Here is a 12763-nt window from a genome sequence, read left to right as displayed (position 1 = left end):
CGGGTGCCAGAGGGATTCCTCAGCGCTTTTTCACCTTGGATGGCTTGCCTCCGCGCTGTGCCGTGGTGACGGCCGTCTTGGCGTTGCGGCTTTGCGGCTGAACGGCCACCTTGCGTGCGGTTCCCGTGGACTTGGCTGCGCGGGCGTTGCCGCCGCTGCTGGCGCGTACCGGCAGATAGGCCACCAGCGACTGGCCTGCATGCAGCGTGGCCGAGGACTTCAGGTCATTCCAGTCCGCCAGGTTGGACACGCTGACGCCGTAGCGGTTGGCCACGCTGATCAGCGTGTCGCGCTTGCGTGCCTTGATGGTGGTGCGGCGCGTGATGATCTCGGGGGCAAAGCTGATCTGGCCGTTGTCGGCCACGTGGCCGGCCACGTCGGCACGCACGTTGGCGCCGCGCGGCACCATGAGCGCGGAGCCGGCCTTGATCAGCATGCGCGGCGGAATGTTGTTGAGGGCGCGCAGGTCGGACTCGCCCAGGCCCACGCGCTGGGCCGCCTCGGCCACGCTGATGGTGGAGGGCACGGTCCAGACGGTCCAGCTCGCGTACTGGCCTTCGTCGAAGGCCTGCATGTTGCGGCGAAACACCTTGGCGTTGTCCCAGGGCAGCAGGATCTCCGGCGTGCCGGCCGCAAAGATCACCGGCTTGCGAAAGCTGGGATTCAGCGCCTTGAAGTCCTCGGTCGATACGTCGGCCAGCTTGGCCACCAGTTCCACGTCGATGTCGCGGGTGATGGTGACGGTCTGGAAGTAGGGGTGGTTTTCGATCACCGGCAGCTCGGTGTTGAACGCATCGGGGTTGGCCACGATGTTCTTGACGGCCTGCAGCTTGGGCACGTACATGCGGGTCTCGGCCGGCATCTGCAGGTCGGTGTAGCCCGTGGGCAGCCCCAGCTTCTCGTTGCGCTTGATGGCGCGGCCCACGCTGCCTTCGCCCCAGTTGTAGGCGGCCAGGGCCAGGTGCCAGTCGCCGAACATGTCATAGAGCTTTTGCAGGTAGTCCAGCGCGGCGCGCGTGGAGGCCAGCACGTCGCGGCGGTCGTCGCGGAAGGCGTTCTGCTTGAGGTCGAAATAGGTGCCGGTGGCCGGCATGAACTGCCACATGCCGGCCGCCTTGGCGGTGGAGACGGCCTGCGGGTTGAAGGCACTCTCGATATAGGGCAGCAGCGCAAGCTCGGTGGGCATGTTGCGCCGCTCCAGTTCCTCGACGATGTGGAACAGGTATTTGCTGGAGCGCTCGGTCATGCGCTGTATGTAGTCGGGACGGCTGGCGTACCACTGCTCGCGGTCCTTGACCAGATCCTGGTCCAGGTCGGGCATGACAAAGCCCTGGCGGATGCGTACCCACAGATCGCCCGTGGTCTCCAGCGAGGCCACGTCGCCGTTGCTGGCACTGCCTGTGCCCAGCGGGCTCAGCGGCCCTTTGGGATACATGGGGGAGTGGGGTGCGGGGCTGGGGGAGGTATCCGTCGTGCCGGCCAAGTCCGGGCCGCTGGTGGTGGCGCAGCCGGCAAGAACCAGCAGGCTGCCCAGCAGCAGGGTGTGTAGCAGTTTCATCAGAAGACGTTTTTCCATTGGCGCAGGCCGGCCAGCACGCTGGCTGGGTCCTGCTGTCTCACCTGTGCGTCGAAGCCTGCGGCGGCCGCGGCCACCGCGGATTCGCGCGTTCTCAGAAAGGGATTGATGGAGCGCTCGGTCTCCATCAGGGATGGCAGCGTGGGCCGACCGGCCTCGCGCAACGCCTGACAATGCCGCTGGTAGTGAGCCAGGGTTTCGTTGTTTGGTTCCACGGCCTGGGCAAAGCGCAGGTTGGACATTGTGTACTCATGTGCGCAGCACACCAGTGTATTGCCCGGCAGCGAGGCCAGATCGTCCAGCGATTGCTGCATCTGCTGCGCAGTGCCCTCGAACAGGCGGCCGCATCCCCCGGAAAACAGCGTGTCGCCGCAAAACAGCACGGGCTGTGCCTGTGCCGCCGTGCTGTAGAAGGCAATGTGGCCGCTGGTATGGCCTGGTACATCGATGACCTGCCAGGGGCCGCCCAGTGCCTGCACGGCATCGCCTCCCTGCACGCGCTGAACGGGTTCGGGCAACTGCTCGTAGGCAGGACCCCAGACCTGGGCGCCCGTGGCCTGGTGCAGCTGGGCCACGCCACCGACATGATCGGCATGGTGGTGGGTGACTAAAATGCCCTGCAGCTGCAGGCCCAGCCGGTGCAACGTGGCGAGCACGGGCGCTGCATCGCCGGGATCGACGACCAGGGCCTGCCCGGCGTCATGCAGCAGCCAGATGTAGTTGTCGGAAAAAGCAGGAATGGGCAACAGGTTCATGAGCAGCAAAATTATAGGGATGCATCACTGGACGCAATCTGCCCTCGGCCACTACCTGCTGGAATGGGAGCAGCAGCGCTGCGACGAGGCGGTGGCCGATATTTTCGGCTATCACAGCCTGCAGCTGGGCATGCCCATGCTCCAGGGGCTGCGTGCCAACCGCATGCCGCACCGCTGGCTGGCGCTGGATTCCACGCAGGATGCAGCGCCAGCGGACGGCGCTGCCCCGCTGGAGGTTCCCGTGGCGCTGCTGGCCGATCCCGCCGCGCTGCCATTTCCCGAGGCCAGCCTTGACCTGGTCGTGATGCCCCATACGCTGGAGACCTCGCCGGACCCGCATGCCGTGCTGCGCGAGGCGGCCAGGGTGCTGATGCCTGAAGGCCGCATCGTGGTGTGCGGACTCAACCCTGCCAGTTTGCTGGGCGTGCAGCGGCGTGCCGAGCGTGGCGTGTACCTGCCCGATGTGGGCTGGGGCGTGGGTTACTGGCGGCTGCGCGACTGGCTGCGATTGCTGGCCTTCGAGATCGAGGCCGTGCAATTCGGCTGTTATCGTCCCGCCGTGCAGACGGATCGCTGGCTGCGCCGTTGGCAGTTCATGGACCGCGTGGGACGGCTGGGCTGGCCCATGCTGGGCGGTGTGTACTGCGTGGTGGCCGTCAAGCGTGTGCCGGGTGCGCGCATGCTGGAGCCTGCCTGGCGCGGCCGCGCGGTCGTGTCGGGCGCCACGGTGCCGGTCGCCCGTCGCATGCCGGCACAGGCCGCGCCGGACGGTGATCTGCATTCCAACCGGCCTGGCGGCCGGGCCATTCATATCAAGGATTTTTTTTGAATCAAGTTGTTATCTATACGGACGGTGCCTGCAAGGGCAATCCGGGTCCTGGCGGCTGGGGCGTGGTGCTGGAGGCTGGCAGCGCCAGGAAGGAGCTGTTCGGCGGCGAGCTGAACACCACCAACAATCGCATGGAGATGATGGCCGTGATCGAGGCGCTGTCTGCGCTCAGGCGGCCCTGCGACGTGGTGCTCTACATCGACAGCCAGTACGTGCTCAAGGGCATCACCGAGTGGATCCACGGCTGGAAGGCCAAGGGCTGGAAGACGGCCTCCAAGGAGCCCGTCAAGAACGTGGAGCTGTGGCAGCGGCTGGACGCCCTGGTGCAGGGTGGCGGGCACCGCATCGACTGGCGCTGGGTCAAGGGCCATGCGGGCGATCCCGGCAACGAGCGCGCCGACGCGCTGGCCAACATGGGCGTGGATCAGGCGCTGGGACGCTGAACGCCTTGTGCGGGACAGGTGCAATGCCTGTCCCTTGCTCCTCTTCCCGAGGACTACCTCAAACGCGGTAGATGAAAACCCCAGACACAGGACTCGATGGGTGCAGCTAATATTTCCATAAGTGGAAATTAATGCGCGCCCTGCCAGGCATCTTCCGTGGCGTGGTGTTTGAAATTGCCACTTGTGGAATTTTTAAACCATCTCACGATGAAAGAGCCTTGCGATGAAATACAAAGCAATTGCCGCATTGGCGATGCTGGGCGGCGCGGGAGCGGCGCTGGCCCAGAGTTCGGTGACGCTGTACGGCAGCATGGACCTGACCATGCCCTGGATCAGCGATGTGCGCGGGAGCCGGCTCACGCGCATGGATTCGGCCATCTCCCAGCCTGACCTCTGGGGCCTGCGCGGTTCCGAGGACCTGGGGGGCGGCCTGAAGGCCTCGTTCCAGCTGGAAAACGGATTCCTCACGGACATCGGCTCGCCGATCTCGCCCACCAGCTACTTCAACCGGGCTTCCTGGGTGGGCCTGGACAGCGCTTCGCTGGGCACGCTGCGGCTGGGACGCCAGGTCGATTTCACGGCCGGCACGCTGAGCCAATGGGGCAATGGCTACCAGCTCTACAACTTCTATCTGTACCACCCGGGCAACCTGGACGGCCTGTCCAGCCAGTTCCCCGTGGACAACTCCGTGGTCTACCTGACGCCGCGCATGGGCGGGATGCAGTTCGGCGCGCAGTATGGATTTGGCGAGGTGCCGGGCCGCTCGCAGGCCAACCGCACCTACAGCGTCATGGGCAGCTATTCCAGTGCCAAGCTCAATCTGGCCGTGGCCTACACCGATGCGCGTGGCCGTGCCTTCGATATCGCCGGGCGCACGGGCCTGGCGAACGCGCTGGGCCAGGACCTGGTGGCGGGCCGGCCGCTGGTGCTCGATACCTTCCAGGTGCTGGGCATCGGCGGCGGCTACCAGCTCGATGCGCTTCCGGTCCGGCTCAACGCGCTGCTCACGCGCTCCACGCTCAAGTACGGCGCAGCCTCCAGCCACATGAGCGCGCTAGACCTGGGACTGGCCTGGCAGACCAGCCAGGCGGTGACCATCAACACCGGCTACTCCTTCAGCCGTTTCGAGCAGACGAAGTGGAACCAGGTCCACCTGGGCGCGCGCTACGCCTTCTCCAAGCGCACGCAGTTGCATGCCTCGGTCACGCACCAGCGCGCCTCCGATGGCGTGGCGGCGATGAATTCCGTGGGCGTTGCCAGCGGGCGCACGCAGACCGTGATTGCAGCAGGCATACACCACTCGTTCTGAGAGGCATGAGACATGCAGCCCGGTCGATGCGGGCGCATTGGAGACCCCACGATGAAATTCACCCTCAATTCCCGAAGCGTGGCCTTTGACGGCGACGGGCAGACCCCCTTGCTGTGGGTGCTGCGCGACCACTTCAAGCTGCCGGGCACCAAGTTCGGCTGCGGCATCAGCATGTGCGGGGCCTGCACGGTCCATGTCGATGGCGAGCCCGTGCGTTCCTGCGTGCTGCCCGTCTCGACGGTGGGCGGCAAGGCGGTCACGACCATCGAAGGACTGTCCAGCAACCGTTCCCACCCCATCCAGAAGGCCTGGATGGACAAGGACGTGCCGCAGTGCGGCTACTGCCAGTCCGGCATGGTCATGGCCGCTGCCGCACTGCTCAAGGCCCATCCACAGCCCACCGATGCGCAGATCGACGAGGCCATGACCAATCTGTGCCGCTGCGCCACCTACCACCGCATCCGGGAGGCCATCCATGCCGCAGCGTCCAAGCAATGAACGGGGCCGCGTGGCCGATTCGGCCATCTCGCTGCGGCGCAGGCACCTGCTCCAGAGCGCCGCTGCGCTGCTGGTGGCGCCTGCTGCAGGCAGCCTGCTGATTCCGCTGGCGCAGGCCGCGCCGCCGGCAGCCGGTGCGGCGGCGGCAGCAGCCATCGGCGACTGGGTCTGGATCGAGCCTTCGGGCCAGGTGGTGATCGGCGTTTCGCAGTGCGAGGTCGGCCAGGGCATCTACACAGGCCTGCCCCAGGTGATGGCCGATGAACTGGATGCCGACTGGGCCAGCGTGACCGTGCGCTTCGTCACGGGGCGCGACGCCTATCGCAACGATGCGGGCGAGATGCCGTTCCAGCAGTTCGTGGGTGCCTCCATGTCCATGAACTATTTCTATGAACGCATGCGCCTGGCCGGCGCCCAGGCGCGCGATGTGCTGCTGCGCGCCGGCGCAAGCCGCCTGGGTGTGCGTGCCTCCCAGTGCATGACGCGTGCCGGCCGCGTGCTGCACCCCGCGACGGGCCGCAGCGTGGGCTATGGCGAGATCGTGGCCGATGCCTCCAGGCTGCCCCTGGCCGCGCGGCCGCGCATGAAGTCGGCTTCCGAGCAGGGCCTGATCGGCCGCAACCTGCGCCGTGTGGATACGCCTTCCAAGGTCGACGGCAGCGCGGTGTTCGGCATCGATGTCGAGGTGCCCGGCATGCTGATCGGCGCCGTGCGCATGGCGCCCAGCGTGACGGGGCGCATCGTGCGCATCCGCAACGAGGCAGAGGTGCGCGCGCGCCCCGGCGTGCATGCCGTCGTGCGCACCACGCAGTGGCCCGACCCCGAGCCCAGCACCGTGGTCGTGGTGGCCGACTCGTACTGGATTGCCAAGCAGGCTGCCGATGCGCTGGACATCGAATTCGACGCCGGCGCGGCGGCCGGCGTGGACAGCGAGCGCATCCATGCGCAGTTCGTCGCAGGCTTGTCGAACGACAAGGCCGTCGTGGCCCGCAGTCTGGGCAAGCCGCGTGAAGTGCTGGCGGCCGGCAAGACCATCACGGCCGACTACCACTCGCCCTACATCACGCACGCCACCATGGAGCCGCTGGCCGCCACCGTGCATGTGCGCGACGGCGAGGTCGAGACCTGGGGGCCCTACCAGGGCCAGGACTTCCTGCGCGGCGAACTCGGCAAGGCCTGCGGCGTGCCTGCAGACAAGGTGATCGTGCACACCACGTTCCTGGGCGGCAGCTTCGGGCGCAAGTACATGCCCGACTTCGCCCTGCATGCGGCGGCGGCGTCCAAGGCCGTGGGCCGGCCCGTCAAGGTCATCCGCTCGCGCGAGGACGATATACGGCATTCCTACTACCGGCCCGGCGCATCGGGGCGCTTGAGCGCCGTGCTCGGCGCCGACGGCCTGCCGGCCGCGCTGCATGCGCGCATCTCGGGACAGTCGCTGTACGGGGCCATCAACCCCAAGAAGATGGCCGATGCCGGCGGCTGGGACGAGACCATGGTCGAGTCCATCTACGACCTGATCTACGGCGTGCCCAACCTGCTGGTGGATGCCGTGGACGTGCAGCAGCCCATACCGCTGAGCTACCTGCGCAGCGTGGGCACCACGTCCAGCGTGTTCTTCCTGGAAAGCTTCATCAGCGAGCTGGCCCACACCGCAGGCGTGGACGACTACCAGTACCGGCGCCGCCTGCTGGCCGGCCAGCCGCTGGCGCTGGGCGTGCTGGATGCGGCGGCGCGGGCCGCGCGCTGGGAGCAGCCCGCGCCGGCAGGCCTGCACCGCGCCATGACCTTCAACGTCTACACGGGGCGGGGCGAGAGCTTCCAGACCTTCGTCGCACTGGTCATGGAATTGCGTGTTGTGCAAGGCCGCGTGCGGCTGGAGCGTGCCATCTGCGCCATTGATGCAGGCCGAGTGGTCAATCCGGGCCTGGTCAAGGCCAATGTGGAAGGCGGCATCGGCTTTGCGCTGACCAACACCTTCAAGAGCCGGCTGGACTTCGACAAGGGCGCGGTACAGCAAAGCAACTTCCACGACTACCCGCTGCTGCAACTGTCCGAAATGCCCCGCGTGGAGGTGGTCCTGGTCGAAAGCGACCGGCCGCCCCAGGGCTGCGGCGAAGTGGCCCTGGGCCCCACGGCGCCTGCCGTGGCCACGGCCATGTTCCATGCCACGGGCCGCCGGTTCCGCTCCATGCCGCTGCCGCAGGACATCGCGTCCACCTGATCACCACCCCAACCCCGGCTTTTTTTGAGAAAAGGAATTTCATGCAAGTCGAACACATCACCCCGTGCATAGGATCGGAGATATACGGCATCGATCTCTCGGACCCGGCGCAGGTGCATGACCATGCGGACGCGCTGCGCAAGCTGCTGGCCGAGCGCCAGGTCATCTTCTTCCGCGACCAGACGCTAGACCCTGCGCAGCAGGTGCGCGTGGCCCAGGTGTTCGGCAAGGTCGAGCCCGTGTCCTCCACCTTTCCCTCGCACCCGGACGATCCGCATGTCGAGCTGCTGATCAGCCAGGGCACGCGCACCGGCACCGACATCTGGCATGCCGACCTGACCTGGCAGACCAAGCCGCCCGCCGGTGCCTGCCTCTACGCCGTGGACGTGCCGCCCACGGGCGGCGACACCATGTGGGCCAGCATGACCACGGCCTTCGCCTCGCTGGCGCCCGAGCTGCAGGCCTATCTGCGCACGCTGCGCGCCACCCACAACTGGGAGGCGCCGGCCCTGAGGCAAAGCCTGATGCGCCGCGATCCCTCGGGCGAGGCCTATCGGGCCACGCGCCTCAAGCATCCGCCGCTGGAGCAGCCCGTGGTCCTGGTGCACCCGGTGACCTGCCTGCCCGTGGCCTTTGTGAACTCGCTCTACACCACGCACATCGAGGGTGTGACCAGCGACGAGAGCGCGGCGCTGATCGCCATGCTCAGCGGCCTGGCCAAGGTGCCTGAATGGCAGGTGCGCTTTCGCTGGCGCAAGGGCTCGGTGGCCATCTGGGACAACCTGGCCACCCAGCATTACGCGGTCAACGACTACCACCCCGCGGCGCGGCGCATGCACCGCGTGGCGATACGCCAGGCGTGAGCCCGGCCCCGGCCTTTGCTGAAAATGACAAAACCCACGATGAAAGCCCATCCCATGAAAGCGAAACGCAAAACGCTTGCCCTAGGCATGGCCCTGGCCATGGCCCTGCTGGCCGGTCCTGCCCAGGCGCAGGCCTATCCCCACAAGCCCGTCACCATCGTCGTGGCCTATCCCGCAGGCGGTGACACCGATGCGCTGGCGCGCCTGCTGGGCGAGAAGCTGTCGGCCCGCATCGGACAGTCGGTGCTTGTGGACAACCGCGCAGGCGCCAGCGGCACCATCGGCAGCAGCTATGTGGCCAAGGCGCCGGCCGATGGCTATACGCTGCTGCTGGCGCCCAATACCTTTGCCATGGCCCAGCTGGTGCTCAAGCTGGGCGCAGGCCACGGATATGACGTGCTCAACGGATTCACGCCCGTGATCGAGGTCGGCTCCACATCGCTGTTCCTTGTCGCCGGACCCGGCGCGGGCGTGCGCACGCTCAAGGAGGCCGTATCCGCGAGCCAGGGCCGTTCGCTGGGCTACGCCACCCCGGGCAATGGCTCGCCCATGCACTTTCTGGGCGAGATGGTCCGGCGCGCCACGGGCGCCCGCTTCGAGTCCATCCCCTACAAGGGGGTGGCGCCTGCGGTCACGGACGTGGTGGGCGGCCATGTGCCCTTCACCTACAGCACGCTGGGCTCCATCGCGCCCTACCTGCCCGGCGGCAAGCTCGTGGCGCTGGCCGTGGCCGACGCCCAGCGCTCGCCGCTGGCGCCCGACGTGCCCACGCTGGCCGAGCTGGGCTACAAGGACGTGGAGCTGACCGCCTGGTACGGCCTGTTCGGCCCCAGGAACATGCCTGCCGACGTGGTCAGGCTGCTGAATACGCACCTGAACGAGGTCCTCAAGATGCCCGACGTGGTGGCACGCATGGCCACGCTGGGAACCGTCCCTGTGGGCGGCCCGCCGCAGCGCCTGGGCAAGACCAACGCCAGCGACTTCGAGCGCTTCGGGCGGCTGGTCAAGGAGCTGGGCATACAGTCCGACTGAGGGCAGCGCACCGGACGAAAGGAGGGAGCAGCGGGCGCCGGCGCAAGTCAATCCGGGTGGTGGCCCGGGTGTGGTGGGTGGTCTTGCGCCGGCGCATCCTGCCTGATGCGCTCGGCCAGCAGGTGGGACATGAAGCGCAGATAGTGCTCGACCTGCTGGTCTGCCTGCGGCCCTTCCCCGAACAGTTCGGCCAGCAGCGGCCGTGCCGTGGGCAGGAAGGCCGAAATGCTGAGGATGGCCAGGTGGATGAAGCGCGGGTCCACCTGTGCCGGGTGGCTGGCCTGCGCTCCGTCCATCAGCATGGTCGAGGTCAGCTCCAGCCCGCGCCGCGTGATGCGCTGCAGCGGCGTGCCCGAGGGCGGCGGATCTTCTTCGCTTTCATAGTGGTAGATCTCGGACAGCGCCAGCCGCTCGAACTGCGGGTGCTCGCGCATGAAATCCAGCCGCAGCAGCAGGCGCTGGTAGACGCGCTCTTCCACCGTGCCCTGCGTCCTGAGCGCCACTTCCATGCGGTTTTGCAACTCGCGCATCAGGGACTCCGTCACTTCCTGCAGCAGTCCCTTGAGGCTGCTGAAGTAGTAGCGCACCAGCGCTCGCGTGACGCCAGCCGCCGCCGCGATTTCCAGAATGCTCAGTTGCTCCGGCGTGCGGGTCTTGAGCAGGTTGACCGTGGTCTGCAGGATGATGTCCCGGCCGACGGCATCGTCAGCCAGCGGGCGGCCGCTGGTGCGGCGGGGCTTCTTGGGCGCGGAATCGGCAGGCTTCTTTTGGGACGGCATGCGGGCCATTGTCGGCGATACACAGGCAGCGGCTGCGCCGCAAGTGTCAGGGTTGGGCGGTGATGCGGGCCAGCGCGTCCTCGATCTCGCGGGCCTGCTGGGGCCGCACCAGCCTTTGCACCTCCTGCCCGTCACGCAGAAAGACCAGGGTGGGCCAGAGCTTGACGCGGTAGCTGCGTCCCAGGGCCCTGCCGGGGCCGTCTTCCACCTTGATGTGGGCCACCTGCGGGGCGGCATCCAGCGCCTGGGCAATCAGCGGTTGCGCGCGCTGGCAGTGGCCGCACCAGGCGGTGCCGAACTCCAGCAAGGTAGCGCCGGGCAGCGTATCGACGGTGCTGCGATCGGGGGCGTCGGTCAGGTGCTTGGACTGGAAGGGCATGGGGCAATCTCCTGTCAGGGAAAGGCCTGCAGCGGCAGGATGGACACGGTTTCGCCGGCTTGCACGGCAGCGCGCTCATGTTCGAGCACGATGAGGCAGTCGGCCTCGGCCATGGAACTGAGTACGCCCGAGCCCTGCGGCCCCGTGGTGCGCACCATGCAGCGGCCATCGGCGCCCTTGGACAGAATGCCGCGCTGGTACTCGGTGCGGCCGGGCCGCTTGGACAGGGCCTGCGCAGCCACAGCCTGGGGCAGGGCGGCCGATTCACCGTCCACGGCGGCGGCGCCCATGAGTTGCAGCAGCGCCGGCCGTACAAAGACCAGAAAGCTCACCATGGCAGCCACGGGATTGCCGGGCAGGCCGATCAGTACCGTGGTGCGTGCCGGTGGCCGGCTGGCGGCAAATGGCGTGCCCGCATCGGGCTGCAACAGGCCCACGGCCAGCGGCCGGCCGGGCCGCATGGCCAGTCGCCAGAAATGAACGCTGCCCATGCGTTGCAGCATGGCGCGCGTATGGTCGGCCTCGCCCGCACTGATGCCGCCGCTGGTCAGCACCACGTCGGCCAGGGAGGCGGCTTCGCGCAGGCGCTCCTGCAAGGCTTCGGGCTGGTCGGCCACCACGCCCAGGTCCAGCACCTTGACGCCCATGCGCTGCAGCAGGCCGATGAGGCTGAAGCGGTTGCTGTCGTAGACCGCCCCTTCGCGCAGCGCCGTGCCGGGGTGCAGGATTTCATCGCCCGTGGAGAAATAGGCCACGCGCAGCCGCCTGCGAACATGCACCTGAGACTGGCCCAGGCTGGCGATCAGGCCCAGGGCCGCCGGATGCAGGCGCTGGCCCGCCGCCAGCGCCACGCAGCCCTGGCTCAGATCCTCGCCGCGCCTGCGGCGGTTGTCTCCGGTGCGCACGCTGCCGGCGGGGATGCGTACATGGTCGGGCGAGGCCGCATCGGCGGGCTCGGTGCGTTCGTGCGCGATCACCGTGTCCAGACCGGGCGGCAGCACGGCGCCCGTCATGATCTTGATGCACTCGCCCGCCCGCACCGTGCCATGCCAGGGCTTGCCGGCCAGGGCCTGGCCGACCACGCGCAGCACCAGCGGGGCGCCGGCCTGCAGCTGGCTGCCGTCGAAGGCATAGCCATCCATGGCGGCGTTGTCATGTGCGGGCACGTCGATGGGGGAGACGATGTCTTCGGCCAGCATGCGGTCCAGCGCGTCGGCCAGCGCCAGTGTTTCCACATCCGCCACCGGGCCCAGGGGCTGCAGCAGGCTGGCCAGTTGGGACAGTGCCTGATCAACGCTCAGGTCCTGGGCGGAGGCGATGGGGGCGGAGGCGGGCTGGAAGGTGGCGGTCATCAGAACGGAATCCGGTGGGGCAAGGCCGGTCACGGCGGCGTCACGGGCACACAGGCCGCGGCCTGCGCCAGGGCCTGCAGCTCCTGCTGCGTGTTGGCGTTGGCAAAGGCCAGCGGGCTGTCGTCCGCGCGATCGAAGAGGGCGGTGGCGCAGCGGTGCTGGCCCGTCCAGGCATCGATCTTGCGGCCGCCCGAACGTATGAAGGACTGCAGGCTATCACGCAGCGATGACCGCATCAGGCAGAACACGGGCTGGGCACGCAGCCTGGATTGATCTGTATCAAGCGAGCGTTCCCAGCCATGGGCGACGACGATGTCGGCCGCAGGCTGCTGCGCCAGCGCAGCCTGCGCGAGCCGCTGTACAAGGTCCAGGGGGAACAGCGGCGTGTCGCAGGGCACGCAGACCAGCCAGGGTGTCTGGCAATGGGTGAGGCCGCTCAGAAAGCCGGCCAGCGGGCCGGGGTAGTCGGGTTCGGCATCGGGCCAGACCGGGGCGCCATAGGGGGCGCCCAGTTGCGCATAGGCCTCGGCATGGCGATTGGCGTTGAGCATCAGATGCCCGACCTGGGGCGCAAGGCGGTCCAGCGCGTGGCCCGCCAGCGGCTGGCCCAGAAAGGGCTGCAGGCCCTTGTCGATGCCGCCCATGCGCATGCCGCGCCCGCCTGCCAGCACGCAGCCCGTGATGTCGCTCAAGGGCAGGGTGTCGGGCAGGGAGGAAACGGGCATGT

The 12763-nt window shown here is 67.8% G+C and carries 13 protein-coding genes; 7 read left to right on the top strand and 6 right to left on the bottom strand.

The genetic code is table 11. The features are described from left to right. Window positions 1-19: 19 nt before the first annotated feature. Entirely contained in the window at window positions 20-1558 is a 1539-nt protein-coding gene (locus PO605_RS23210) for a transglycosylase SLT domain-containing protein (protein WP_272206912.1), read from the bottom strand. After that, window positions 1558-2331, bottom strand: a complete 774-nt coding sequence (gloB, locus tag PO605_RS23205; RefSeq protein WP_016447443.1) for a hydroxyacylglutathione hydrolase — start codon at window positions 2329-2331, stop codon at window positions 1558-1560. The genes PO605_RS23210 and gloB overlap by 1 nt, the downstream gene beginning before the upstream one ends. Window positions 2332-2350: 19 nt before the next feature. On the opposite strand from gloB, the gene PO605_RS23200 reads away from it, so the two are divergent. The 7 genes from PO605_RS23200 to PO605_RS23170 all read left to right on the top strand — a co-directional run bounded on the left by PO605_RS23200 (window position 2351) and on the right by PO605_RS23170 (window position 9526). Then, complete coding sequence (locus PO605_RS23200; RefSeq protein ID WP_016451349.1) at window positions 2351-3160, top strand: class I SAM-dependent methyltransferase; 810 nt, start codon at window positions 2351-2353, stop codon at window positions 3158-3160. Continuing rightward, on the top strand, window positions 3157-3603 hold the full coding sequence (gene rnhA / locus PO605_RS23195) for a ribonuclease HI (RefSeq protein ID WP_016447441.1): 447 nt from the start codon (window positions 3157-3159) through the stop codon (window positions 3601-3603). The genes PO605_RS23200 and rnhA overlap by 4 nt, the downstream gene beginning before the upstream one ends. A 223-nt stretch (window positions 3604-3826) precedes the next feature. Next, entirely contained in the window at window positions 3827-4912 is a 1086-nt protein-coding gene (locus PO605_RS23190) for a porin (RefSeq protein WP_034365538.1), read from the top strand. A 51-nt stretch (window positions 4913-4963) separates the two neighbouring features. Next, on the top strand, window positions 4964-5410 hold the full coding sequence (locus PO605_RS23185; protein WP_017404538.1) for a (2Fe-2S)-binding protein: 447 nt from the start codon (window positions 4964-4966) through the stop codon (window positions 5408-5410). Further along, on the top strand, window positions 5388-7631 hold the full coding sequence (locus PO605_RS23180; RefSeq protein ID WP_272206911.1) for a xanthine dehydrogenase family protein molybdopterin-binding subunit: 2244 nt from the start codon (window positions 5388-5390) through the stop codon (window positions 7629-7631). Before PO605_RS23185 ends, PO605_RS23180 begins: the two co-directional genes overlap by 23 nt. 41 nt (window positions 7632-7672) lie before the next feature. Then, window positions 7673-8494, top strand: coding sequence for a TauD/TfdA dioxygenase family protein (locus PO605_RS23175; RefSeq protein ID WP_016451352.1), 822 nt, complete (start codon window positions 7673-7675; stop codon window positions 8492-8494). A gap of 54 nt (window positions 8495-8548) precedes the next feature. After that, window positions 8549-9526, top strand: coding sequence for a Bug family tripartite tricarboxylate transporter substrate binding protein (locus PO605_RS23170; RefSeq protein WP_026062757.1), 978 nt, complete (start codon window positions 8549-8551; stop codon window positions 9524-9526). Between the two features lie 47 nt (window positions 9527-9573). On the opposite strand, the gene PO605_RS23165 is transcribed toward PO605_RS23170, so the two are convergent. From PO605_RS23165 to mobA, 4 genes are read right to left on the bottom strand one after another with little or no spacing between them, the layout of a single operon-like run. Then, complete coding sequence (locus tag PO605_RS23165) at window positions 9574-10305, bottom strand: TetR/AcrR family transcriptional regulator (RefSeq protein ID WP_231574399.1); 732 nt, start codon at window positions 10303-10305, stop codon at window positions 9574-9576. 46 nt (window positions 10306-10351) lie between these two features. Beyond that, complete coding sequence (locus PO605_RS23160) at window positions 10352-10684, bottom strand: thioredoxin family protein (RefSeq protein WP_034365530.1); 333 nt, start codon at window positions 10682-10684, stop codon at window positions 10352-10354. Window positions 10685-10698: 14 nt separating this feature from the next. Continuing rightward, on the bottom strand, window positions 10699-12036 hold the full coding sequence (moeA, locus tag PO605_RS23155; RefSeq protein ID WP_047326770.1) for a molybdopterin molybdotransferase MoeA: 1338 nt from the start codon (window positions 12034-12036) through the stop codon (window positions 10699-10701). A 29-nt stretch (window positions 12037-12065) separates the two neighbouring features. After that, window positions 12066-12761 carry a molybdenum cofactor guanylyltransferase MobA gene (mobA, locus tag PO605_RS23150; RefSeq protein ID WP_047471223.1) on the bottom strand — a complete coding sequence of 232 codons (696 nt, stop codon included), beginning with the start codon at window positions 12759-12761 and terminating at the stop codon, window positions 12066-12068. Between the last annotated feature and the right edge of the window lie 2 nt (window positions 12762-12763).

This window comes from Delftia sp. DT-2 (assembly GCF_028401915.1).
In the GTDB taxonomy this organism is placed as follows: Bacteria; Pseudomonadota; Gammaproteobacteria; order Burkholderiales; family Burkholderiaceae_C; genus Comamonas; species Comamonas tsuruhatensis.
This window is presented reverse-complemented; position numbering and strand designations above follow the sequence as displayed.

Excerpts from the sequence above, each read along its gene's own strand:
- PO605_RS23210 (WP_272206912.1), bottom strand. The coding sequence starts at position 1,558 with ATGAAACTGCTACACACCCTGCTGCTGGGCAGCCTGCTGGTTCTTGCC.
- gloB (WP_016447443.1), bottom strand. The coding sequence starts at position 2,331 with ATGAACCTGTTGCCCATTCCTGCTTTTTCCGACAACTACATCTGGCTG.
- PO605_RS23200 (WP_016451349.1), top strand. The coding sequence starts at position 2,351 with ATGCATCACTGGACGCAATCTGCCCTCGGCCACTACCTGCTGGAATGG.
- PO605_RS23190 (WP_034365538.1), top strand. The coding sequence starts at position 3,827 with ATGAAATACAAAGCAATTGCCGCATTGGCGATGCTGGGCGGCGCGGGA.
- PO605_RS23185 (WP_017404538.1), top strand. The coding sequence starts at position 4,964 with ATGAAATTCACCCTCAATTCCCGAAGCGTGGCCTTTGACGGCGACGGG.
- PO605_RS23180 (WP_272206911.1), top strand. The coding sequence starts at position 5,388 with ATGCCGCAGCGTCCAAGCAATGAACGGGGCCGCGTGGCCGATTCGGCC.
- PO605_RS23175 (WP_016451352.1), top strand. The coding sequence starts at position 7,673 with ATGCAAGTCGAACACATCACCCCGTGCATAGGATCGGAGATATACGGC.
- PO605_RS23170 (WP_026062757.1), top strand. The coding sequence starts at position 8,549 with ATGAAAGCGAAACGCAAAACGCTTGCCCTAGGCATGGCCCTGGCCATG.
- PO605_RS23165 (WP_231574399.1), bottom strand. The coding sequence starts at position 10,305 with ATGCCGTCCCAAAAGAAGCCTGCCGATTCCGCGCCCAAGAAGCCCCGC.
- PO605_RS23160 (WP_034365530.1), bottom strand. The coding sequence starts at position 10,684 with ATGCCCTTCCAGTCCAAGCACCTGACCGACGCCCCCGATCGCAGCACC.
- moeA (WP_047326770.1), bottom strand. The coding sequence starts at position 12,036 with ATGACCGCCACCTTCCAGCCCGCCTCCGCCCCCATCGCCTCCGCCCAG.
- mobA (WP_047471223.1), bottom strand. The coding sequence starts at position 12,761 with ATGCCCGTTTCCTCCCTGCCCGACACCCTGCCCTTGAGCGACATCACG.